This window comes from Halopseudomonas sp., from assembly GCF_036960865.1.
Taxonomy (GTDB): domain Bacteria; phylum Pseudomonadota; class Gammaproteobacteria; order Pseudomonadales; family Pseudomonadaceae; genus Halopseudomonas.
Window position 1 is genome coordinate 1 of record NZ_JBALWE010000008.1, and the last position, 22,572, is coordinate 22,572.

22 protein-coding genes are annotated in these 22,572 nt (G+C 58.3%); 9 read left to right on the forward strand and 13 right to left on the reverse strand.

Annotated elements, in window-relative coordinates:
* Window positions 1–291 precede the first annotated feature (291 nt).
* The 3 genes from V7747_RS12240 to V7747_RS12250 form a co-directional block, all read right to left on the reverse strand.
* On the reverse strand, window positions 292–1,164 hold the full coding sequence (locus V7747_RS12240; protein WP_335616311.1) for a restriction endonuclease: 873 nt from the start codon (window positions 1,162–1,164) through the stop codon (window positions 292–294).
* A gap of 254 nt (window positions 1,165–1,418) precedes the next feature.
* Window positions 1,419–3,272: a M48 family metallopeptidase gene (locus V7747_RS12245; protein WP_335616312.1), complete on the reverse strand. Its 1,854-nt coding sequence runs from the start codon at window positions 3,270–3,272 to the stop codon at window positions 1,419–1,421.
* Between the two features lie 196 nt (window positions 3,273–3,468).
* Window positions 3,469–4,170, reverse strand: coding sequence for a hypothetical protein (locus tag V7747_RS12250; protein ID WP_335616313.1), 702 nt, complete (start codon window positions 4,168–4,170; stop codon window positions 3,469–3,471).
* Between the two features lie 681 nt (window positions 4,171–4,851).
* On the opposite strand from V7747_RS12250, the gene V7747_RS12255 reads away from it, so the two are divergent.
* Complete coding sequence (locus V7747_RS12255) at window positions 4,852–5,298, forward strand: DUF3010 family protein (protein ID WP_335616314.1); 447 nt, start codon at window positions 4,852–4,854, stop codon at window positions 5,296–5,298.
* Between the two features lie 93 nt (window positions 5,299–5,391).
* Here V7747_RS12255 and V7747_RS12260 read toward each other — a convergent pair whose 3' ends face one another.
* The 3 genes from V7747_RS12260 to V7747_RS12270 form a co-directional block, all read right to left on the reverse strand.
* On the reverse strand, window positions 5,392–6,150 hold the full coding sequence (locus tag V7747_RS12260; RefSeq protein ID WP_335616315.1) for an alpha/beta fold hydrolase: 759 nt from the start codon (window positions 6,148–6,150) through the stop codon (window positions 5,392–5,394).
* A 118-nt stretch (window positions 6,151–6,268) separates the two neighbouring features.
* Window positions 6,269–8,281, reverse strand: coding sequence for a methyl-accepting chemotaxis protein (locus tag V7747_RS12265; RefSeq protein WP_335616316.1), 2,013 nt, complete (start codon window positions 8,279–8,281; stop codon window positions 6,269–6,271).
* A gap of 173 nt (window positions 8,282–8,454) precedes the next feature.
* Complete coding sequence (locus V7747_RS12270) at window positions 8,455–9,093, reverse strand: FMN-binding negative transcriptional regulator (RefSeq protein ID WP_335616317.1); 639 nt, start codon at window positions 9,091–9,093, stop codon at window positions 8,455–8,457.
* A gap of 283 nt (window positions 9,094–9,376) precedes the next feature.
* Between V7747_RS12270 and V7747_RS12275 the strand changes: the two genes are divergently transcribed.
* From V7747_RS12275 to V7747_RS12285, 3 genes are all read left to right on the forward strand, one after another.
* Complete coding sequence (locus tag V7747_RS12275) at window positions 9,377–9,955, forward strand: TIGR00730 family Rossman fold protein (protein WP_335616318.1); 579 nt, start codon at window positions 9,377–9,379, stop codon at window positions 9,953–9,955.
* Window positions 9,956–10,030: 75 nt separating this feature from the next.
* Window positions 10,031–10,873: an AraC family transcriptional regulator gene (locus V7747_RS12280; protein WP_335616319.1), complete on the forward strand. Its 843-nt coding sequence runs from the start codon at window positions 10,031–10,033 to the stop codon at window positions 10,871–10,873.
* A 47-nt stretch (window positions 10,874–10,920) separates the two neighbouring features.
* Window positions 10,921–11,511 carry a LysE family translocator gene (locus V7747_RS12285; protein WP_335616320.1) on the forward strand — a complete coding sequence of 197 codons (591 nt, stop codon included), beginning with the start codon at window positions 10,921–10,923 and terminating at the stop codon, window positions 11,509–11,511.
* 8 nt (window positions 11,512–11,519) lie between these two features.
* On the opposite strand, the gene V7747_RS12290 is transcribed toward V7747_RS12285, so the two are convergent.
* Window positions 11,520–11,810, reverse strand: coding sequence for a hypothetical protein (locus tag V7747_RS12290; RefSeq protein WP_335616321.1), 291 nt, complete (start codon window positions 11,808–11,810; stop codon window positions 11,520–11,522).
* A 121-nt stretch (window positions 11,811–11,931) separates the two neighbouring features.
* Between V7747_RS12290 and V7747_RS12295 the strand changes: the two genes are divergently transcribed.
* Window positions 11,932–12,153 (forward strand): hypothetical protein, encoded by a 222-nt coding sequence (locus V7747_RS12295; RefSeq protein WP_335616322.1) that lies wholly within the window; start codon window positions 11,932–11,934, stop codon window positions 12,151–12,153.
* A 7-nt stretch (window positions 12,154–12,160) separates the two neighbouring features.
* Here the strand turns inward: V7747_RS12295 and V7747_RS12300 are convergent, their stop codons facing one another.
* Both V7747_RS12300 and algB read right to left on the reverse strand, forming a co-directional pair.
* Window positions 12,161–13,939: an ATP-binding protein gene (locus tag V7747_RS12300; RefSeq protein ID WP_335616323.1), complete on the reverse strand. Its 1,779-nt coding sequence runs from the start codon at window positions 13,937–13,939 to the stop codon at window positions 12,161–12,163.
* Window positions 13,936–15,279 (reverse strand): sigma-54-dependent response regulator transcription factor AlgB, encoded by a 1,344-nt coding sequence (gene algB / locus V7747_RS12305; protein WP_335616324.1) that lies wholly within the window; start codon window positions 15,277–15,279, stop codon window positions 13,936–13,938. Before algB ends, V7747_RS12300 begins: the two co-directional genes overlap by 4 nt.
* Before the next feature lie 246 nt (window positions 15,280–15,525).
* Here algB and V7747_RS12310 point away from each other — a divergent pair, with 246 nt between their 5' ends.
* From V7747_RS12310 to V7747_RS12325, 4 genes are all read left to right on the forward strand, one after another.
* Window positions 15,526–15,954, forward strand: a complete 429-nt coding sequence (locus V7747_RS12310) for a BON domain-containing protein (protein ID WP_335616325.1) — start codon at window positions 15,526–15,528, stop codon at window positions 15,952–15,954.
* A gap of 43 nt (window positions 15,955–15,997) precedes the next feature.
* Window positions 15,998–16,279 (forward strand): DUF1328 domain-containing protein, encoded by a 282-nt coding sequence (locus V7747_RS12315; RefSeq protein ID WP_335616326.1) that lies wholly within the window; start codon window positions 15,998–16,000, stop codon window positions 16,277–16,279.
* Window positions 16,280–16,362: 83 nt separating this feature from the next.
* Window positions 16,363–16,806: a GNAT family N-acetyltransferase gene (locus V7747_RS12320; RefSeq protein ID WP_335616327.1), complete on the forward strand. Its 444-nt coding sequence runs from the start codon at window positions 16,363–16,365 to the stop codon at window positions 16,804–16,806.
* 251 nt (window positions 16,807–17,057) lie between these two features.
* Window positions 17,058–17,774, forward strand: a complete 717-nt coding sequence (locus tag V7747_RS12325) for a TorF family putative porin (protein ID WP_335616328.1) — start codon at window positions 17,058–17,060, stop codon at window positions 17,772–17,774.
* 188 nt (window positions 17,775–17,962) lie between these two features.
* Here the strand turns inward: V7747_RS12325 and dcd are convergent, their stop codons facing one another.
* The 4 genes from dcd to dctP all read right to left on the reverse strand — a co-directional run bounded on the left by dcd (window position 17,963) and on the right by dctP (window position 22,485).
* Entirely contained in the window at window positions 17,963–18,529 is a 567-nt protein-coding gene (dcd, locus tag V7747_RS12330) for a dCTP deaminase (protein ID WP_092283059.1), read from the reverse strand.
* Between the two features lie 70 nt (window positions 18,530–18,599).
* On the reverse strand, window positions 18,600–19,691 hold the full coding sequence (apbC, locus tag V7747_RS12335) for an iron-sulfur cluster carrier protein ApbC (RefSeq protein WP_335616329.1): 1,092 nt from the start codon (window positions 19,689–19,691) through the stop codon (window positions 18,600–18,602).
* Between the two features lie 107 nt (window positions 19,692–19,798).
* The gene (locus V7747_RS12340; RefSeq protein WP_335616330.1) at window positions 19,799–21,178 is read right to left on the reverse strand and encodes an NAD-dependent succinate-semialdehyde dehydrogenase; all 1,380 of its coding nucleotides are present in this window, start codon (window positions 21,176–21,178) and stop codon (window positions 19,799–19,801) included.
* 143 nt (window positions 21,179–21,321) lie between these two features.
* Window positions 21,322–22,485, reverse strand: coding sequence for a TRAP transporter substrate-binding protein DctP (gene dctP / locus V7747_RS12345; protein WP_335616331.1), 1,164 nt, complete (start codon window positions 22,483–22,485; stop codon window positions 21,322–21,324).
* Window positions 22,486–22,572 lie beyond the last annotated feature (87 nt).

The following is a 22,572-nucleotide window of genomic DNA, read 5'->3' on the forward strand; positions in this document are numbered from 1 at the left end:
TATCCAAGGCTTCTAGACAAGACTCCACGCCATTCTTGAATTCCTGCACCTTACTCATGTTCTGAAGTACTCATAACAGTTAAATGAACCGACGGCTTTATGATTGCATATCAGTGACTTCTGTATATCACCGCTCACAAGCCAAGTCGCCCTATTAAAAAAGCCTTTAAAAACAGCCCCATCCCCAACTCCCCTCCCGCAATGTACGTATTATCTTGAGTTCCGCATTTCATGATTTCAATAACACTGTATGGCATGTGGTTCTGCATACCATCGTGGTCTGTGCACAGCTCACGCATTGACGATTCCCCGGCATTTTGGATAGGTGCTGCATCCCCAGAACTCCTTGCCGGCGTTGCTTCCCTTGCGCGCGGTGCGTTTGATCATGCTGCTGTTGCAGGCTGGGCAAAGCGGGTCGGCTGTTTGCGGCTTAACCACTGCCTGGGGCGGCATTTGCGCTGTGGTGTTGGGTTCAGATACGGGTGTTGTGGGGTTGCGCTGCGCTAGCAGGCGTTTGAGTTTTACGCCGTCGATAAGCTGGATGTTGCGACCTTCGGCGAAGCCTTTGGCCTCGGCGGTGTATTGCCCGGCAGTCACCACAAAACCACCCGCCGCGCCCTCTACCGCCATCGCGCCGAAAAACTCGCGAATGACCGGCACGCCAACCTTGAGTGAACGCCAGTGTTTGCATTGCACCAGGTACTTTTCGTTGTTCTTGCGAAGGATGAGGTCAATGCCACCGTCGGGGCCGTTGCCGCCGGTTTCCGAGACGCTGAAACCCTGGCGGCGAAAGGCTTCGCCGATCAGGAGTTCAAACTGTTGCCAGCTGAGGCCGTCGATGGTTTTGCCGGGTTGGGTGGCGGTTTTGACGTTCTGCAGCAGTTGCTTGCGTTTGTGGCGGCCGGCGATAGAACCAATGGCGCCGAACAGGCAAACAGCGGGTATGAGGTATTGGCCAAACATGGCGAAGGTGCGCCAGAGCTGCCCGAGCAAAACGCCGGACATGTCGCCGGGTTTGAGCCCAGCGGGCGGCACATAGGGCGTTGTGGCCACGGGATGCAGTATCAGCCAGCTCACAAGGCCAATCAGAACACTTGCCCACCAAGGCAAGCGGGACAATACGGTTACCAGGTCATCGAGTGTTGAAGTACGTCTACGCGCCATCCTTGGGCTCCTGCAACTGGCGTATTGCCGTGAACTGAAATTAACCGCATCGCACTGCGGCGTAAAGCATTCGATACGCGCTCACACTTGCTTTGCGCACCGCCCGGCGCACGTCGCTTGCGTTGTGAGGGGCTCGCCGCGACTCGTCACTGGTCTACCACTCTTGCCCGAACCGACCGCCATGACCCGCCTAGGCAACCTGCGCTGTCCGCCTCGTGGCAAGTGGTCATGCGCCCCGCCACTCGGCCGCCAGGTCAGCGTATTCGGGTACCGCGCTTCCATCTGAACTTGCGGCCAAATCGGTAGTTATCGCCATCAACGCTGAGGCAGAAAATCTCCCCCGGCAGGTTCAACTCATCGACAATACGCTGACCAATGCCGGCCTCGCGCTTGCGCCGGTAAATGCCCCACCAGGGCGTGCAGGAAAAACCCACTACGTAAAGCGGCTGCTCCGGAAAGAGGTTCAGGCGCTTGCGTAGCAGATAGACCTTGCGTAACCCGCGAATGGATTTCAGGCAGGCACGCACCTCGGCAATGACCTCTTCGGGTAGCCCATGACAATCAAACTTGTCCTTCAGGCTGAGATGCTCACGCTCAGCACGCGCGCGCTGAAGCAGTTCAGCACGCTGCATCAGCTTGTCGTGCCAGGCGTGGGCGGCAGCCTCCTGCCCATGCCGCCAACAGAAGTCGCGCAGCAACTCGTAACCGGGCAGCATTGCGTCGTCATCGAGCGCTATTGCTCGCTGCACCAGATCCAGGCCAGCCTCGTCATCGCGACCCAGCAAACGCGACCCCAGCGCAAAGCAGGCAACCGGGTTATCCGGCTCCTGCTGCTGCAATTGACGGAACTGCTCGAGTGCGTCCTCCACACCGCTGCCAAACTCTTCGGTCAAGCAGGCCCGCTCGTAGGCCTCAGACGCATTCAAGGCGGCTCCTTCCGTTATACAAACATCCAATTCCTGCAGGCGTTTCCGGCCCTGAGTAGCGGTTTCATAGCGTTGTTGCCAGGCCGGCAGAATGGCCTGTTCCCACAGGCCATCCAATTCCTGGGTAATGCTCTGCAATGCCGGGCCGAGCAGCAGATCAGCACGCTCCTCACGCGCCGGCAACACCAGGTGCGGGGTCTGTTGCAGGGCCTGCAGGCGGTCAGACAAGGATGGGTGGGTGTCGGCCGATGTGGTTTTGCGCTCCAGAGCATGCTCCAGCCAAAGCTGCGTGGACGCCGGTTCGATATCCGATGAAAGCCGCTCTGACAGCCGCTCGAAAGGCGCAAAGGCGGGACGCGGCAGGTCCACGGCGCTGCGGTGGATATCGCTCCAATAACGTTCGTCCAGGTAGCTGCCAACCACGTTGACCGCCGTGAGCGCCTGCGCCATCGCACCCGGCGAGGTCACTCTTGCCGCTGCGGCATCGGCCTCATACTCGTTGGCACGCGCCAGCGGGAAGGAAAACGCCGTGAAGTAAGGCACATACCACTTGAAGAAACGGCGGAACAGGAAGGTGCCAAAGTGCCCGCCAGCCGTCAGCGAATCCATCAGCCGATGCCAGCTGAGCCGCAAGCGGTATATCCAGTTAGAAATCCGTCCGTGGCCGCCCGCGAGGTGACCAAACTCATGCGCTAGCACCGCTCGAAACTGCTCTACGCTGAGTGACTTCATCAACGGCAGACCTATTACCAGGTAGTTGCGATACCAGCCAAAGACGCCCAAGCGCGGGGTTTGCACTACGCAGGCATTGAAGTCATCAGTAATCAGGACCCGATGAAAACGCGGCGCCTTCAGCCGCTTGCGCAAGCCATTGATCATCTCGAATAGCGCCGGCGCTTCGCGCTGGGTAACCCGACGGCCCTGCGGCGCATCCAGGCGTACCCAGAGTGCCTTGAGTACCGCCCAGATTAGCACCAGCAATGGAATGGCCAGTTTGAGTCCAAGCACCTTGAGAAACAGCACAGATAGCAAAGTGGCCATCACCAGGCCAATCAGCATCACCGTGATATAGCCATAGCCCAGCAGCGCCATGAGCAAGACACGAGACTTGTACCAAGCCGGATGTCGCTGTGCCTGCAACTCGAGGCGAGCGACCAGTGCGTCAAATTCTTCGTTCGTCATTCCCTTGAGCACCTCTTGTCGTTTTTATTCGCGCGGAACGAGCCTAGCCGCTGTCGGAGGATAACCGAGCATAACTGCCAAGTTAACGTTGGCTGCGATCTGACCGCGGGGCGGGCCTCAAGATACGCACTCGCTGTCACCCTCTGCATTGGGCAACAGCTGAGGCCGCAACCTTATCAAACCGCAGTGCGAAAGCTCACTCGGCTACCGCGACATTTTCAGTTTGCCCTTCGTTATAAAGCTGTGCAGTGGCGCGGATGTGATCGACGCAATACTCGATCGACTTGTTCAATGTCGCTTTTAACCCCCTGCCATTTTCCAGCTGTACATAAGACGGCGCTTGGTTGGTGTCGGCATAATCAGGCACGTGGCTGCAAAGCTGTTCGGCAACGACTTGTCCGCTATCCACACTTATCAAGCGCGCATGCGCCGTGTATATAACGCGATAATTATCCCAGTCGGTCGGAAAGTAGATGGAGCTCCACCCCAGGGTTTTGACATCGAGCACATAGTCATAATCCCGGTAACGGGAAACCAGCTCGGGCACGTCTGATTTGACCGCTACAAAGTCGGCGGCTTCTGTCACGTTAAACCCATGGCTGCCCTGCATGCCCTGCGCCAACTGACGGGAAATGCCCAGCGCAGGATCCTGAATGTTGTTTCTGCGGATAATGGCATTGCCATTTGAAATAGCCGTAAGCACTCCAACCACGCCAAACTGAACGTTAACCGCTGTCTGCGCCGGAAAATCCGGCAGCTCGTTGTACTTTGACAGCACAAGATTTTTACCACTGAAAGCAGTCGCCGTATCAGGGGCAAGCACCTTCGTTTTGACTGAGGAACATCCCACACTCAACAGTGAGATAGCCACCAAAAGAACAGTAATCAATGCTTTCACTAAAGACCCCTTATTCATTTTTGTTTTTAGTTATTGAAACCACTGCAGTTATCACTACCACCAACCACTCGCTCACGTAAGCAACTCGAAAGCGCATACAACCTGACACTTGAACCGGCTCGCTTTGAAGGCACCCGGGTGCGTTGCTACTGACGTCGCCAGCTTTTCAGGGAAATCAGGTTTTGGAGCCAAGGCGCCGAGCCCATGCGAAAGCATCTTTCTCCGCAAGGCGGCATAAAGGTTGGGGCAACGCGCGTTTCGACCAAGGCGTTATCCCTTGAGTGCTCAGTGGGTAAGGGGCGATTTGCGATAAAGAACAACACGGGCGCGGTGTGAGCCCCAGAACCCTGCCATTGCTGGCTGAGCGGTGGATGGCCATGAGTAGGCTTACTGCTCGGGGCGGGGGAATAACCCGTGTTGGTGGAACATGGCTGAGCAACAGCGCGTCGCTGGCCGGGGAAAGACACTATCGAGGTTACCGCTGCAGTACGTCTAGATGCCATCCTTGGGCTCCTGCAAACTGGCTTATTGCAATTGCAAAAATGTAATGCCATTGGCGTTGTGGCGTAAAGCAGAGAATGCGTGTCGGCATATTTTTCCTTAACCGCATGGCAGCGCACCGGAGGTTAACCACAGGCTTTTGCGCTACACTGCGCCGATCTAGCCAGGTTGGGTATTTTTATGAAAGTGTGTGGCGTTGAAATCAACAGTAACGATGTGAACCTGTGTTTGTTGTCCCTGACGGACGATGTTTTTCAGTTGCCGGACTGCCGCTCGCGGCGGCTGACCCTGACCGACATCAACAGCACGCGCGAGCTGCGTTACTTCCAGCAGACCTTCGCCAAACTGATGCAGGACTATCAGGTTGAAAAAGTGGTCATCCGCCAGCGGCCGATGAAAGGCAAGTTTGCCGGCGGTGCAGTGGGTTTCAAGCTGGAAGCGGCCATTGAGCTGATCAATGAGCTAGAAGTCGAGATCATGTCGACTACCGACATCAAGGAATCGCTCAAACGCAATCCGGTACATATCCCCTTCGCCGAAACCGGCCTGAAGGGCTACCAGGAAACCGCTTTCAACACCGCATTTGCCTACTTCATGAAGGACATGTACGCCACTGACGCGGAGTAAACCGCGCCGTGATCAAAAAAGGCGCTAGGCGCCTTTTTTGTTGCCCGCACGTTGCCCCTACTCAAGCACTGGCGTTATTCAGCAGGCCACAGCTCAGGCGTTAAGAAACTCGACAATCGCACGCTGAAAACCAGGCCGAATCAGCACACTGGAATGATCTCCCGGCACGATCTTGAGCTGCGCGCCGCGAATGGCTTTCTGCAGTTTGCGTGGCTGGGTGGCAAAGGGGTCTTTATCACCGGCGATGATCAGTGTGGGAGCGGTGATCTTCTCCAGCGGTATGCGGCTCGAATGAAAAGACAGCGCTTGTGCGGCCATGGCCTTGCGGTCGGCCCAGACCATATCAGCCAGCAACCGAAACCCGGCCAGAGTGGTATTGCGAATGCTCCAGCGGCTGGCGAGCATGGCACGCGACAGGGCCTTTCTGCCTTCCACCTGGTAATGGCTGTTCAGGTGCAGAAGATTGCCGCCAACTCCCCCTGCGACCAGCCGCCGAATGCGCGGCTCCTCGGTCGCGGCGAGCAAGGCGACTGTGGCGCCCATCGAATAGCCAACCAGGTCGACCTCTTCCAGACCCAGTTCATTCAGCAGCCAGCTGAGGTCTTTCGCCATCCGCGCTTCGCCGTAGGCGGCAGGGTCATGCGGTTTATCCGAACGACCATGGCCGCGCGCATCCAGCGCGATGACACAACGCCCAGCCAGCGTGAGACGCCGCACGATACCGGGGATCACCCAGTTCACGCGGGCGTTAGCCACATACCCGTGATGCAGCACCACAGGAGGCTGGTCAGACAGGCGCCCCCAACGCTGATAGTAGATTGCCACGCCATCGAACGACTTGAATCGACTCATACGCCCTCCAAGACACACGCCGGTGATTACTCAAGTATTGGCCGCGGCTGCGAATGATGCAAAATAGATTTTTGTGTTTTTTTGATACTTAAATAAGAAATAACCAAGAAATCCTGTTTCACGCGCTGACTGCTTGCACACGGAACCCCTGTGCCAACGCCTGCAGCTCGCTGGCCAGCTCAGCCTGACTGACCGTGACCTGGGAGATTTCATTCGAGCCACTCAGGGTTTGCAGTGAGGTTTCCCTTACCGACGACATGCTGCGCGAAATGTCCCGCGTGACCGCTACCTGCTCCTCTGCCGCCGCTGCAATCTGGCTAGCCATACCGGAAATTCGGTCTACATCCTGCAGAATGTCGGCCAGGGTGCCTTCGAGCTTTTCTGCTTCGTCGGCGCTGGTTGTCGCCAAGCGGTGGCTTTGACTGACCGACGCCTTGACCGCGTCGGCGATATCGCGGAAGCCGCCTATCATGCTTTCGATCTCTACCGTGGAGTCATGGGTCTGGCGCGCCAGATTGCGCACCTCATCTGCAACCACGGCAAAGCCGCGTCCGTGCTCGCCGGCTCTCGCAGCCTCAATTGCCGCGTTCAGCGCCAGCAGGTTGGTTTGGTCGGCCACCGCTTTGATCACGTCGATCACCCGGGTGATCGACTCGCTGCTGTGCTGCAGGCGCTCCATCTGGCCGTTAACCTGCTCAATGGCGCTGGCCAGGTGACGAATGCGCTCGACGCTCTGCTCCACCACGGCGCGCCCTGCCTGGTTCTTGCCAGAGGCGTCCGCTGCCGCGTTGGCGACCTGCTGGGTATTGCGCGATATTTCTTCCGAGGTACTCGACATCTCTTCCGCAGCGGCGGCCACCTGCTCCACCAGCAATTGCTGCTGGCCGACCTGATCGGAGTTCTGACTGGCCGTGGCGCGAGTCTGCTCAGACGCCGAGGCCAGCCGTACGCTGGTCTGATCAATCTGGCTGAGCGCGCCGGAGAAGGTGTCAATCAGACCATTGAGCGCGCTACCGATCATGCCCATTTCATCCCGCGAACAGACCCGGGTACGAATCGACAGGTCTTTCTTTTCCATGATGTGCCGGAAGTCACCCAACAACTGGTTCACCTGCCCGGTCACACCCATGATAATCATCAGCGCCAGCAGCAACACGGCCACCACCACCAGAGTCCCGATGATTGCCGCCTGCCGCAGTTCGCTATGCGCCTGGCTGAGCACATAATCGGTGCGCGCTGCCATTTCGGCAGCGACCTTTTTCTTTAACAGATACACGCCGTCGATGGCATTGGTCGCGCTGTCGAACCACTCCATGTTGGCCATACCCAGAAAGCCGTAGTCCGATCCAATCAACTTGTTGCGCAACGCTATGAAAGCGAGGCTTTCAGGCTGCTCACGCAGACTCTGCACCTGAGCCTGCATGGTGTCGCCCAGCAGGCTGGCTGCGGCATCCAGCAGCGCCTGTTTGCGTGCCCCGGCGCCGCTGACCTCGGCAGCCAACGCCAACGACACAGTGCCCTCGCTGAGCACCGCGGCGCCACTGGCCATCTCCTGCGCAGCCCATTCCGTCGCTTCGGTCAGCGCATAGAAGGCGCCCATCAGTCGAGTTAACTGCGGCTCTTCAGACTGGTGCAGAATCTCCGGACTCAATGCGATCAGTTGGGCCGCTGCCTGGGTAAAAGCGGCGCTGACGGTCGCGGCCTCTAGGTCTTCGGTCATTACCCGGTCGCGCAGTGAGGCCAGCTCGCCTAGGGCGGCGCTGGCGCGCGCCAGTTGCGGTGCAATCACCACCCGCACGGCACCCTCCAGGCTTTCCAGTTCATTGCTGAAAGCCACCAGGCTGGCATCGGTCTGCTCGCGCTGCGCCTCCAACCGCTCGATCACACGGCCATCGGCACCACCGGAGGCAATCAACAGCGCCGTGAGGCCGCGCTCCTTCTGCAGGTTCTCGACCAGGGGATCGGCCACCAACACCAGATTGAATAGATCGCGCGCGGCCTCGGTCGCTTCCAGATTGGTATAGCGCGCACTGACGGTGGTGATAGAGAAATACAGCGTACCCAGCAATGCGGGGAGGATGAGCAGCAACAATTTGCCGCGCATCGAGATGTTTCGAAGCAGGGAGAGCATAGTTTCGCGCCTTGAAGTAAAACCTGACTAATTGGACAGACTCGTTTCAAGAACACAGCAAGAAGGGTGCCACTATCTTGCCACCCCCATTACCACGGGGTACGCGCAAAGTACCGCACCAGAGCGGTGCTGCTCTTCAAATCACTGATCTAAAATGCAGCCGGGCGGACAACTCAGGCGTCGTCGCCGGTCGCCCGCATTGATCTGGCCAGGCCAGCCTGCCCTCGCGCCTCCAGCCCCGCAGCCGCACCGGCGATATCGGTCGCCGCCTTGTTCTGGCTCAACTTGAACTTGCCTACCAGGCGTTCGATTTCGATCTCGATGCCCACGATGGCGGCCAGCATCTGGCTGATGTAGTCGGCGCTGGAGTCGGTCATCTTCCAAGGCCGCGGCTGCTCACTGCGGGTCTCGTGGGTGCGGGTCAAGCGCGCCACCAAGCCGCGTACAAAACGCTCATCATCGCGCAGCCGAAGCCGCCCGTGCGCGTGCACCACTTGATAATTCCAGGTTGGCACCTGGCGGTGCTCCTCATGTTTGCTCGGATACCAGTTGGGTGAAATGTAACCCTGCTCGCCCTGAAAGATAACGAGTACCGGCATACCCTCGGTGAGCTGCTGCAACAAGGGATTGGCGCGGGCTACATGCCCCTGCAGGGTTCCCTGCGCGCCCTGCCCGGCCACCAGCTCAAAAGGAATATGGTTGGCGTCCAACCCATCAGCACCGTGGGTAATCAGTGCGCCCAGTGGGTTAGCCTCAATCAGCGCGTGCGTTTGTTCTGGGCGGCTTTCGGCAAAATGATTAGGCAGGTACACGACAAAGCTCCACAGTGAGTCAGCGCAAAAGCTAACACGAAACCGGCCGCTGCATGGCGCGAACTGCATGCGGTATCGTCGGTGCGTCATCAAGGTCGGCCTGGCCGCTCGGAATACGCCCTTCAGTGCTCAACAACGCGACGATGGAACGGTTAGCCAAGACCCTTTCGAACAGTACGGCGTGTATTTCTAGCTCTCCAGTAACCCTGGCGAGAGCCGCATTTTTCAGCTACTGTCCGCCGTTGCCACCCTTTGCCCTAACCACATACCCCAAGGAGCTCCTGTGCGAATTTGCGTTTTCTGCGGCTCAAGCGCCGGCAACCAACCCGAATATCTGCAAGCGGCCTTAGCACTGGGCACGGCCCTTGCCAAGGCAAACATTGGCCTGGTTTACGGCGGCGCACAGGTCGGACTGATGGGTGCAGTGGCCGACGCTGCACTGGCAGCCGGTGGTGAGGTGATTGGCGTGATTCCCCGTCACCTGGTGGAGCGCGAGCTGGCTCATGAAGGGCTGACGCAGCTGATCGAAGTTGCCTCCATGCACGAACGCAAGGCCACAATGGCCGACTTGGCGAACGGCTTTATCGCCCTGCCCGGCGGGGTCGGCACTTTCGAAGAGCTATTCGAGGTTTGGACCTGGGGTCAGCTTGGCCATCATCACAAGCCTTGTGCGCTGTACAACGCCGCTGGTTACTACGACAAACTCATCGCCTTTCTTGACCACGCATTAGCCGAAGGCTTCATGAAGCAGCCGTACCGCGACATGCTGATCGTCGCAGACGAGGTCGATACGCTGTTGAGCAAAGTGCAGGCTTACCAGCCACCCAGGCTCGCCAAATGGATGAATAGCAGCGAGCGCTAGGCTGCACAAATCTTCCAGACAGGCCACGCAAACGCGCTATCATCCGACTACCCCTTCAAAGACCGCAGTAAAGAGATGAGCGCACGCAACTGGATCGATCTCAAACAGGATACCGACACCGGCATTGAGACCATTCGGGCGCATTTCGAAGGACATGCCTATGATCCGCATTGGCATGATAGTTATCTGGTTGGCTTTACCGAACAGGGCGTACAGCGCTTCCACTGTGGCCGTCAGCGTTACGACAGCGTGCCCGGCAAGGTCATACTGCTGGAACCCGGCGAGATCCACGATGGTGAAGCCCCTACGCCCGACGGCTTTACCTATTCCATGCTGTACCTTGACCCACAGTGGCTGGAGCGTGAGCTGCGCGCACTATTTGACGATGCGCCGCAAGATTGCGTACCCAGCATGAGCATGACCGTGGGCCCCTCGCCCGAGCTGATCTTCGCCATTGCCAGCACCTTCCAGACCTTGCACCAGCAGGAACTGCGAATTGTGCGACAAACCGCAACCGATTATCTGCTGACGCAACTCTCCAGCCAGATGCAATGGCGCCAGCGCCGCCAGGCAGACCCGCGCATACCGCTGGTAGCTCAGCGCGCGCGGGATTATCTGCATGCGCATCTGGAGCAGGATGTGAGCCTGGACGAGCTCGCGGCGGTCGCTGGTGTGGATCGGTTTCGTCTTACCCGCGCCTTCAAAGCAGCCTTTGGCCTCGCGCCGCACGCCTACCTGGTTCAGCTGCGGCTCGCCCAGGCGCGGCGACGCCTGGCGGCCGGGGAGACGCCCGCGCAGGTTGCCGTCACGCTGGGCTTTTCCGATCAGAGTCACCTTGGCCGCTGGTTCAGGCGTGCCTACGGGCTGACGCCGGCAGGCTACCGCAAGCGCTGCACGACCCTTCCAGACCGCAGCTGATACACCGCGCAAACTGACTCTCGATACCACTTTTCGGGAGAACTACCTTGTTGACGCCCTTACTGCCGTTTCTGTTGTTCGCTTTTGTTGCCTCAATCACCCCCGGCCCTACCAACCTGCTGGCGATGAGTAATAGCGCACGATTCGGCTGGCAGGCCAGCCTGCCGATCGTATACGGGGGCTGCCTGGCCTCTGCTGCACTGGTGTTGGCGGTAGGTGTCGGACTGGGCAATACCCTGCTGGCGATTCCGCAACTGACGCAGCTGCTCGGCTATACCGGCGCGCTCTGGCTCAGCTACCTGGGATGGCAGATAGCGCAGGCGCCGGTACAGCTAGAGACCTGTCACATTGGCGAGCGCCCGGTCAGCGGCTGGACCGCAGCGTCACTGCAGTTGATCAACCCCAAGCCGTGGTCAGTTGCTCTGGCCGTGGTCAGCGTCTTCATGACCAGCGCGGGCGCGCCAGCCTGGCTGCTGGCACTGCTGTTTCTGTTCATGGCGGTGCCCTGCATGCTGCTGTGGGCATGGCTGGGTTTGCAGGCTGGACGCTGGCTGCGCTCGCCCACCGGATTGCGCCGGTTCAATCAGTTGATGGGGTTGTTACTGGCCGGCTCCGGCTGGCTTGGCTTGCTGGCGTGACGGAGACTTTAGGACGCGGGACTGGCGGTCTGCTGCTGCAAGCGCTCACAACCGCTGCGCGTGAGCAGCACCAGATGTACCGTGGTGGCATAAATCTGCCCACTCACCTTGAGCGCTTCTATCCACACCTTGTGCTCATCCGCCGGAAGATGAAAGAAATGCTCCCCTTCACGCAGGGTCGGTAGCGCCCGCTTGAACGCGCGAAAACTGCTACCCTTGGGCGCAGCATTGAGCTCATCCAGCTGGCGCAGACTGAGCGTTTCAAAGCCCTGATAGTCGATGGGAGTAATCGCGGACATACCTTCCTGCCGTAACAGATACGTTGTGGACGCCGCCGGTTATTTTTCCACCAGCAGCTAGGGTCAAGGAGCGCAAGCCAGTATACTTGCCGACCTTTTCAACGCCCAGCCGAGCAACACCATGACCGACCAAGCCCGCAACGATGCCATAACAGTGCCTGAAAAGGCTGCACCCCAGACCGCCAAAGCCCTGCCGGGGCTGGCTTCACTGTTTGCTGCTGCCGCTACCGCACACGCCCAGGCTGGCGCGATGCCCGGCAAAGGCAGGGCTGGCGGTGACCGGCATGAAAAGAAGATCGGCATGGCGCCGCGCAACACGCGGCGCTCGATGGGCAAGCGCTGAAGCGCGATTACAACGGCAACGACATATAGAACTGGGCGCCCTGCCCCAGTTTTGACTGCACACCGATGTGCCCGCCGTGCAGCTGTACCACTTCCTTGCACAGGGCCAGCCCCAGGCCCGCGCCGCCTTTTTTGCCGCCCACCTGGACAAAGGGTTCGAACACGCGAACCTGCTGACTGAACGGGATGCCCTCCCCGTTATCCTCGACGCTGAGAATAACCCGCTCGCCTTGGCGTCGCGCCTGTAGACGCACCTCACCGTTCTCACTGCGGCAATGCCGCAGTGCATTACCCAGTAGATTGTCCAGCACCCTTTCGATTTGCAGCCGGTCAAGCCGCGCATGCGGCATTTCGTCGTGAATTTCTACCGCGAGATTGATACTTCGCTCCCTTGCCTGTTCAGCGAAGCGCGCTGCAGCCTGATGCACCAGCTCGCCCGGATCGCAGGGCTCCAGGGTTAACTTCTGCAGGCCGTTCTGGTAACGCGAGAAGTTCAGCAGGTCGTTGATCAGGTCTACCAACCTGCGCATTTCTTCGTCTACGACCGCCAGCAGATCTGCTTCGCGGCTTTCTGCCGCAAAGCTCATCCGCTCCTGCAGCAGAGAGAACGCCATGTGCATACCGGTCACCGGCGTACGTAGTTCGTGCGAGGCACGCAGCACAAACTCGCGGCGCACGCGCTCGAAAGCCCGCTGGTCGGTGACATCGCGCAGCACCATCACCGCGCCCTGTACCCAGGTATCAGTACGCAGCACCGGCGTCAGGCTGTAGTCGAGCAGACGGGTTTCACCGGCGACCTCCACCGCCAGGTCCTCCTGCTCGCTGCTGTGCGGGTTGCCAGCCAGCACGTCACGCACCTGATCATCCAGTTCAGGGCGCCCCATGGCGAGCCCCAGGCTCTGCCCCAGTTCACGCGCGTCCCAATCCAATTGGCGCCGTGCGACCGGGTTGAAGTGCTCTACTTCGCCGTCCTGGTCGAGGATCAGCAAACCGTCATCGATGCTGTCGAGCACGGCTTGCAGGCGCCGCTGCTCGCTCTTCAAGGCCTCAACATCACTGGTCTTGAATTCGCGCAGCGCCTCGGCCATGGCGCCAAAGCGGCGGCTCAGGGCAGAGACCTCCAATACCGGCGAAATCGGCAACATCACATTAAAGTCGCCGGTACTGACTTGATCTGCTGCCTTTGCCAACCCCTCGATTGGCTGTGCAAAGCGCCTGGCGATGCTGTTGGCGGTCAATAACCCAAGCAATAACACCGCCAGCCCGATCAGCCCCAGCAGGCCGGCAATCAGCCAGGCACGCTGATGCGCTGCGGCTTCGGCGCGCTCGGCCTTTTCCAGATAACGCTTCTGAACGCTGTTGAGCAGATCGCGCATGCTCGAGACGTTGTCGCTGAACACATCATTGGAAAGCAATTCACGGCGCAGCGTTAGCGGACGCAACAAAATGTCGTCGTACTCGTCGTAAGTAACTGCCAGCTCATTCATCGCTTGACGGTCGGCGTCATCTACGGCGTGTGCTCTGGCCACCGCCAGCCAATGTTTGAAGCTGGCGTCGGATGCTTTCAACGCATCGCGGTCCAGATCCTCCTGCAGCAACATGGTGACCTGACTACCGATTTCCTGGCGCATTGCCAAGGTCGACTTGATGATGTTCAGAGTGCTGGTCATCGACAGTTTCTGTGACTGCGTGAGGCTCAGCACCCCAAACATGCCCACCACCAGACCAACTAGCGCAACCGTGATCAACGCGCTGCTGCTGAGAAACAGTTGCGTGCGTAGTTTCATAAGCCGAGCTGCTTGCGCTTGCGATACAGCGTGGAGGCGTCAATACCCAGGGTCTTGGCGGCGTGCTCCAGGGTAGAACTGGACGACAATACTGCCGCGATGTGTGCTTTCTCCAGCGCTTCCAGACTTAGCTCAGCCCCCACGCGAGGCGCGTTGTTGGCTTCCGTCGGGGACAAACCCAAGTGGCTTACCTGCACCAGCTCTTCGCCACAGATAATGCTGGCACGCTCGATCACGTTGCGCAGCTCACGGATATTTCCGGGCCAGTGGTACCCCAGCATGGCCTCACGCGCCTCGGGACTGAACCCAGTGGCGGGACGAGCGTAATCCTTGACGAAACCGGCCAGAAACCTTTCCGCCAAGGTCATGATGTCATCCCGACGCTCGCGCAGGGGCGGTAGCGTGAGGGTAATGACGTTCAGACGGTAGAGCAGATCTTCACGGAAGCGGCCTTCCTTTACCATTTCGGCAAGGTCGAGGTTGGTCGCGGCCAGAATGCGCACATCAGCGCGGCGTGTGACAGGGTCACCTACCCGCTCATATTCCTTATCCTGGATAAAACGCAGCAGTTTGGGTTGCAGCGTCAACGGGAAGTCACCTATTTCATCAAGGAAGAGCGTCCCACCATCCGCCTGGTTAACGCGCCCCAGCGTATTCTCGCTGGCCCCGGTAAAGGCCCCCTTAGTGTGACCAAACAGCTCGCTCTCCATCAGCTCCGCCGTCAGCGACGGGCAGTTAATGGTCACAAAACCATTCTTGGCACGCTGGCTCCAGCCGTGAATCACGCGGGCCAGTTCACCCTTGCCGGTACCCGATTCGCCAAGAATAAGAATGTTGGCATCGGTCTTTGCCACCTGCCGTGCAGTCTCCAGAACGGCCATCATTTCCGGGCTTTGCGATTCAGCGCGTGCTTGCGGCTGCTTAACTTCACCTTCGAGTTGCTCAAGGCGAGCCGCCATCTCACGCATTTCCAGCTGTTTGATCGCCGCCATGCGCAGCTGATCAGGACTGCAGGGTTTGACCAGATAATCCGCAGCGCCGGATTGCATCGCATCGACGGCGGTATCCACCGCAGAGTGAGCGGTCACTATGACTACGCGCATCCAGGGAGCGATCACGCGCATTTTCGCCATTACATCCAGACCATTGTCCTCACCCAGGCGCAGGTCCAGAAAACACAAATCGAATACCTGACTCTGCAAGACCGATTCGGCCTGCATGGCGCTGGCGGCTGTAGCTACCTGGTATCCCTCATCCTCAAGGCAATAGCGGAAGGTTCTGAGGATTGCTGGCTCGTCGTCTACCAGCAGAATGCGCCCGGTTTTCTGTGCTGCTTCCATTTGTTCGTCTGCTCCAGACTTGGTGTAGGTGTTAGTCCGCAAATAATCGTGCAAGTTGCATGACGCCAATCGTGCAATCTTGCAAAACGCACTCTAATGCGCGCATCAAAACAGCATAACTTATTGATTTTATTATATTTTAATCATATTAAATAACTGGCACAGCAGTTGCTCTATCTATCACTGACTAGGTTTGGGCTGGATGACCGGCCCGATACGGACATGGATTGAACGGAGATTGACATCATGCGCAGCATCAATCGCACTGCTCTGCTTGCACTCTCGATCAGTTGTACCGCGTTACTGCCGCTCGCAGCTCAGGCCGCTGACGGCACCAGCAAACCGATGCCCACCGAACAGCGCCAGGATCAAGGGCAGCCAATGGATGATGACCGCATCCTGACCGCCACCCTAGAGTCGCGGTTGAAGTGGGATGGTAACACGGACGGCATCTACATCAGCGTGGCTGCTAATGACGGTTTTGTCACGCTAAGCGGCACGGTTGTAGACCTCAACGACAAGCGCGTTGCCATCGCCACTGCTCGTAACACACCCGGTGTGCGTGCGCTGGACGCCAGCAACCTGAAAGTTGGCCACAACGCCCCGCAATTCGCCGAGCCGCGTTGGGCGTCAACCGATTCGGTCGTCGACCGCGGACCTACTCTGCGCCTGTGAACCCATAACCTGATCACGCAACATCGCTAAGGACAAACACCAGATGAACATGGAACAAAAGCCGGCCATTTATTTCCATATAAAGGAAGCGACCCTGCCAGGCGCTATCGAATGTATGGGCGGGCAGTCCAGCAACACCGCGTATTTCCGGAGGTATCCCTTGCTTAACTGGGCCATTGTGTTTTTTGTTATGACCGTCGCTGCGGCCGTATTCACCTTCGGTGGCTTCGGCGCAACAGCCGCAACCCTGGGTAAGATGTTTTTTGGCATCTGCCTGCTTTTGTTTGTTGGCACTATGTGGATGAGCAAGCGACGTCGCATTTAGTCAGGGCCGCCTCAGCGCTAAGAGTGAGCAGCTATGGCATAATAACCGCCATTTGCACCGTATTCCGCTGAAGCTAGCCCCCCATGTCTGCCGATATTCAACAGCTAACGCCTTTGCTCTATCCGCTGGCCCAGCGTTTTTACCGGCAACACCAGCGCGGCACCAAACTCAGCAGCCAGCATCAGGTATGGGTTGGCAAACAGGATCACCTCATCGTCAGTGCGCTCTGCCTGCAGCCAACCGCCCACGGTCATTGGCTAACCAGCCTGCTGGTTGCCCCCCAACACCGTCACCAGGGCCAGGCTGCTGCTCTACTCAAGCACATTAGAGCAATCTACTCGGGGCCCATATGGCTGTTCTGTGCACCTGAACTGCGCACGTTCTACGAACAGGCCGGCTACCTGGAAACCCTTGAACTCCCCGAAAACCTGCAAGGCAGGCTCGTCCGCTACCAACGCCACAAGCGGCTGATAGCCTTGGTCAGCGCTCCGTCCGCTTGCGTCAAACAGGCCATGCCCAGCGGCTGAATTAGGTTTTTAACCCTTCGCACCGAAACGACCACCCGAGTGCCATCGTCCTGCCACCCTTTGCGCCATTGCTTTAAGTTTGCGCACCCACACAGTGCACCTGTGCGGCGTAGCGCCGGGCCTGCCCCGCTTCACATTGTCACAAAAATGACATAAGTGAATGAAAATAAAGGAATTAAAAAAACTGGCAAGCAAAATGCTATGAGAGCAATGCCAACGCATTTAATCAAAACATTTTGGGGAAACACGCGATGATGAAGAAACTTGCAGTTGCCATTGCTACCGCCAGCACACTGTCCTTTGCCAATATGGCGCACGCTGAAGCATTTGACACAGCGATTGGGGAAGTCGACGCGAGCATGACTGTAACCCTCGCCACCGACTACATCTGGCGCGGCCAGTCACAGACTGACGGCGCAGGTGCCATTCAAGGCAGCCTGGACTTTGCCCATGAGAGCGGCCTGTACATTGGTGCCTGGGCGTCCAACGTGGATGCCGACGACTTTGGCGGCGCCAGCGTGGAAATCGACTACTACGCAGGTTACGGCGGCGCCATCACAGACGACATCACTTACGACCTGTCCTGGGCCACTTACACTTACCCGAAGAACAGCTCTATCGACGTTGAAGAAGCCCTGGCCAGCCTGAGCCTGTACGGCTTCACTCTGGGTGCCAAATACGCATATGACCCATCCAGCGCGCTCTACACCTACATCGACTATGGTTTCGACCTGCCTTGGGACATGGGTTTGGGTCTGCACTACGGCCTGACCGACACCAAGGACCCGCTGAACGGTGTTGATGGTGACGAAGAGTACGGCGACTGGGCTGTCAGCATCGGCAAAACCATCCTGGGCCTGGATATGGCACTGATGTACAGCGATACCGATCTGGGTGACGACTGCGCCTATTCAGACAGCGATTCTTGCGACGCGAACTTCACCTTCTCCGTCTCCAAGTCACTGTAAGAGCACTACTTGACGCCCTCACTCATCCGGGGGCGTCATCAGCTGAAGCAGTAGCATTGCACCGGTCGCGCGCGCCTTGTTCCACGGCAAGTCTCGCAGGCCGGTTTTTTTTGTGTTCAGCGCTGCAACATATGCTGCCCAGGCAAAAAAAACCGGCGCCTAGAGCGCCGGTTTTTAATCTACTCGCCTCAGGCTCGCGGCAGCGTCACGCCGCGCTGGCCCTGGTACTTGCCGCCACGGTCACGGTAAGACACTTCACAGGACTCGTCAGATTCGAAAAACAGCATCTGCGCCACACCCTCGTTGGCGTAAATCTTGGCCGGCAAGGTAGTGGTATTGGAGAACTCCAGGGTAACGTGCCCTTCCCATTCTGGCTCCAAGGGCGTGACGTTAACGATGATGCCACAGCGTGCGTAGGTGCTCTTGCCCAAGCAGATGGTCAGCACGTCGCGCGGAATGCGGAAGTACTCAACAGTACGCGCCAGCGCAAAGGAGTTAGGCGGGATGATGCACACATCGCCTTTCACATCGACAAAGCTCTTCTCGTCGAAGTGCTTGGGATCAACGGTGGCCGAGTGGATATTGGTGAACACCTTGAACTCATCGGCGCAACGCACATCGTAGCCGTAGCTGGACACCCCATAGGAAATCACCCGATCGCCTTCTGCGCCGCGCACCTGGCGCTCCACAAAGGGCTCGATCATCCCGTGCTCCTGGGACATTCTGCGAATCCAACGGTCGGCTTTGATGCTCATGGTATGTCCTGAACTGGTCGAAAAAGAGCCTGCATGTTACCGGGTTATGGGAGCGGACAAAAGACCACGATCAGTCATCGCTGATGCTGATCTCCGGCATCCCCTGGCCCGCCGCCTGTTGGGTAATGCGTGCTCCGACATGACGCGCCATATCCTGGTAGATCATGCTGATCTGGCATTCCGGTTCGGCAATCACCGTCGGCTTGCCGCCGTCCGCCTGCTCCCGAATCATCATGGAGAGCGGCATAGAAGCCAACAGGTCTACGCCGTACTCATCGGCCAGCCGCTCACCGCCGCCTTCACCAAACAGATGCTCGGCGTGACCGCAGTTGGAACAGATATGAATGGCCATGTTTTCCACCACACCCAACACCGGAATATTCACCTTCTCGAACATGCCGATGCCTTTCTTGGCATCCAGCAACGCGAGATCCTGCGGTGTGGTCACAATCACCGCGCCGGTTACCGGCACCTTCTGCGCCAGGGTAAGCTGAATGTCACCCGTGCCCGGGGGCATATCGACCACCAGGTAGTCGAGATCATCCCAAGCCGATTGGGTTAGCAGCTGCATCAGCGCACCAGAGACCATCGGGCCGCGCCAGACCACCGGTGTGTTGTCGTCCACCAAAAAGGCCATCGACATCACTTGCAAACCGTGCGCTCGCGGCGGGATAAACCATTTGTTGTCGCGCACCTCGGGGCGCGTGCCTTCAGGCAAGCCCAGCATCAGGCCCATGCTGGGGCCGTAAATATCTGCGTCAAGCACCCCTACGCTGGCGCCTTCGCGTGACAACGCCAAAGCCAGGTTGGCGGCAGTGGTCGATTTGCCCACCCCTCCTTTACCGGAGGCAACCGCGATCACGTTCTTGACGTTGGCCAGCGCCGGCACCTTACCTTGCAGTTCGCCAGCGGCGACCTCAAAACCCACCTTTATATGAGCAGCGTTTACGCCGTCGATATTCTCAACGGCGGTCTGAATCATCTGGGCAATGCCGCCCACAATGGAACCGGCGGCGTACCCAAGCACAAGTTCGGCGTGCACTACGCCCTCTTCTATATCCAACCGACGCAGACAACCGCTGCTGATCAGGTCGGTTTTCAGGTAGGGGTCCTGGTACTGGGCAATAGCCTGCTCGACGGCAGCGCGATCAACTTGGCTCATGGGGTCGTCCGGTAAACGGGGGAATGGCCGCTATGCTACTGGCTCGCCGGCCATCATGAAAGAGCGCCGCACGACTCGCATAGGGTGCAATGCGTGCGGCGATTAACTTACGAGTGACTGATCATCACCGCCTTGATGTTGACGAACTCCCGAATGCCGAAGCCACCATGCTCACGGCCGTAACCGCTGTCCTTCACGCCGCCAAAGGGCAAGTGCGGCTGGGCCAGATTGTAGCCGTTGATGTTGACCATGCCGGTATCGAAGTGCAGCCGCGCCAACTCGATGGCCCGATCTTCGTTACGGGAGAAAATGCCGCCGCCCAGTCCATAGCGCGAGTCGTTGGCAATACGCATCGCATCTTCGTCGTCGCTAGCTCTGATCAGCGCAGCGACCGGCCCGAACAACTCGCCGTCATAAGCTGGCATACCAGGCTTGACGTCCTCCAGAACAGTGGCTGGGTAAAAGAAGCCCGCGCCCTCTGGAATCTGACCGCCAACACTGACCTTGGCACCCTTACTCACCGACTCTTCGACTTGATCGTGCAGGGTGTCACGCAGGTCCTTGCGAGCGATGGGCCCCAGCTGAGTGCCCTTCTCTTTGGGGTCGCCGGTCTTGATGGCCGCCATCTGGGCAACAAACTGATCACGAAATTCATCGTAGACCGAGTCGACGACCACAAAGCGCTTGGCCGATACACAGGTTTCGCCATTATTAACCACACGCCCCTGGACACAGGTTTTCACCGCCAGAGCGATGTCGGCATCAGACAACACCACATAGGCATCGTTACTGCCCAGCTCTAGCACCGTCTTCTTGACCACCTTACCGGCCGCCTCGGCGATCTTCTTCCCGGTATTGTCACTACCGGTGAAGGTCACGCCGCGCACCTTCGGATGCTCCACCAACTTGCTGGCACCGGCGCCATCAAGCAACAGCGATTGGAAAACACCCTCCGGCAAGCCGGCTTCGAGGTACAGCTGCTCAATCTTCTGCGCCATGCCAAACACATTACTGGCGTGCTTCAGTACTGTAGTGTTGCCCGCCACGATGTTGCAGGCGCTATAGCGGATGACTTGGTACAGCGGGAAATTCCACGGCTGAATCCCCAGGATTACACCGATGGGCTGATAGGTGATCAAAGCGCGACCACCCTGGAGCGGGCGCGTTTCGTCCTTCAACTGCTCCGGCCCCTGTTCGGCAGAGTAACGGCAGATGGCTGCGCACAGCTGGCACTCCTGGCCACCCTGGGCAATCGGCTTGCCCATCTCGCGGGTCATCAGCTGCGCCAGCTCATCACTGTTCTGCTCGATCAGGTCGGCCATCTTGTTGAGAACCTTGGCGCGCTTGTCCAGGCTCTCCATTCGCCAGCTCTGGAAGGCGGCATCAGCGCGTTCAATCGCCGCATTGGCCTGCTCTTCGCTCAGCAAGTGATATTCGGCAATCCGCTCGCCGGTGCTTGGATCGATGGTGTTGACTGTCTTGCTCATGCTGTTCTCCGTTCGAAGTGAGTAACGACTGCCTAACTTGCGACCACAAAAAACCCGGATCAGCTCACGCCAATCCGGGTTTTCTGTCATAACCTCGAATCGGAGATTCGAGGTCAGGCTTGCTGCAAGCGGATTACTGCATATCAGGCAGCTTCATCCATTGCTGGCTCATCAGCCTCCGACTGCTCATCGGCAGGTGCAGTCGCTGCGGGCTCGTCAGCGGGCGCCGACTTCGCTACATCGACCTTCTCGACCTGTTCAAGCAGAGCGTTCATCAGACGCGTACCACGCTCACCCACCATCTCGGAAAATACATCACGTACCGGCAAGCTGCGCTCACGGAAGACCTCACGCTGCTCGGGCGTCAGGTAAACCAGTTCGATGTCACTGTTCTCGGTGATGATGTCGAGTCGTTCGGTGTTCAGGCGGGTTTGCACGTCGTGAATGTAGGGCACCAACTCGGTGACAGCCTCTTCAATCACGTCTTTGCGATCTTGGCTCAGGCCATCATACCAAGGGCTGTTGGCCATGAAGGTGGCGATGAACTCGGCCTGATTGGCAAAGATCAGATAGTCCTGCACCTTGTAGAAATCCATCTCCTGGTGAGCGAAGACCGGCTGGATGTTGCCATCAAGCTGGCCCAACTGCATGCCACTGAACAACTCACCGTACTCCATGGTGGTCGGATCCGCGCCATAAGCGCTGTAGGTTTCCCGCAGCAGGCGGTTATCCATGGTGCGGATCGCCATGCCGTCAAAATCCTCGGGAGAACGTACTTCCTTGTTGGCACTCCACACTTGCCAACCTTCCGGCACGATGGCAAGTGGCTGCAAGTCACGCTCGCGGAAGGAGGCAACCAGATCTTCGTTCTTGCGGAATTCAGGCGCGTTGAGAATCTCGGCGTTGGTCTTCTCGTTGTCGGTCAGTACGAAATTCAGGCTGAACAGCTGCGACTCGGGCACGGTGCCACCCAGAAAGCCGGAACCGAAGGCAAACTGCACGGCGCCTGACTGAACCTGATCATAGATATCCGTCAGGCCACCCAGTTGACCGTAAGTGTAAAGCTTGACCTCCACCTCGCCGTCAGTCTTTTCCTTGACCAGTTCGGCGAACTTGGCGCCGTATTCGTACTGGACGCTGCCCTCGATCTCTTCAAGAGCAAAGCCCCAAGTCTCAGGTTCGGCAGCAGCAGCGGTTTGCTCTGCCTCTGCCTCAGGTGCTGCAGTTTCTGCCGTAGGCTCTTCATCCGATCCACAGGCCGCCAGCAAGACCGCCGCTGCACCAATACATCCATTACGCCAATTCATGGAACACTCCTTATCAACTGTTCTGGTTAGCTAAACAACCCTAACATACGATCAGCGGATGTCCACCCGTGCAAAACCGCTTTGGAT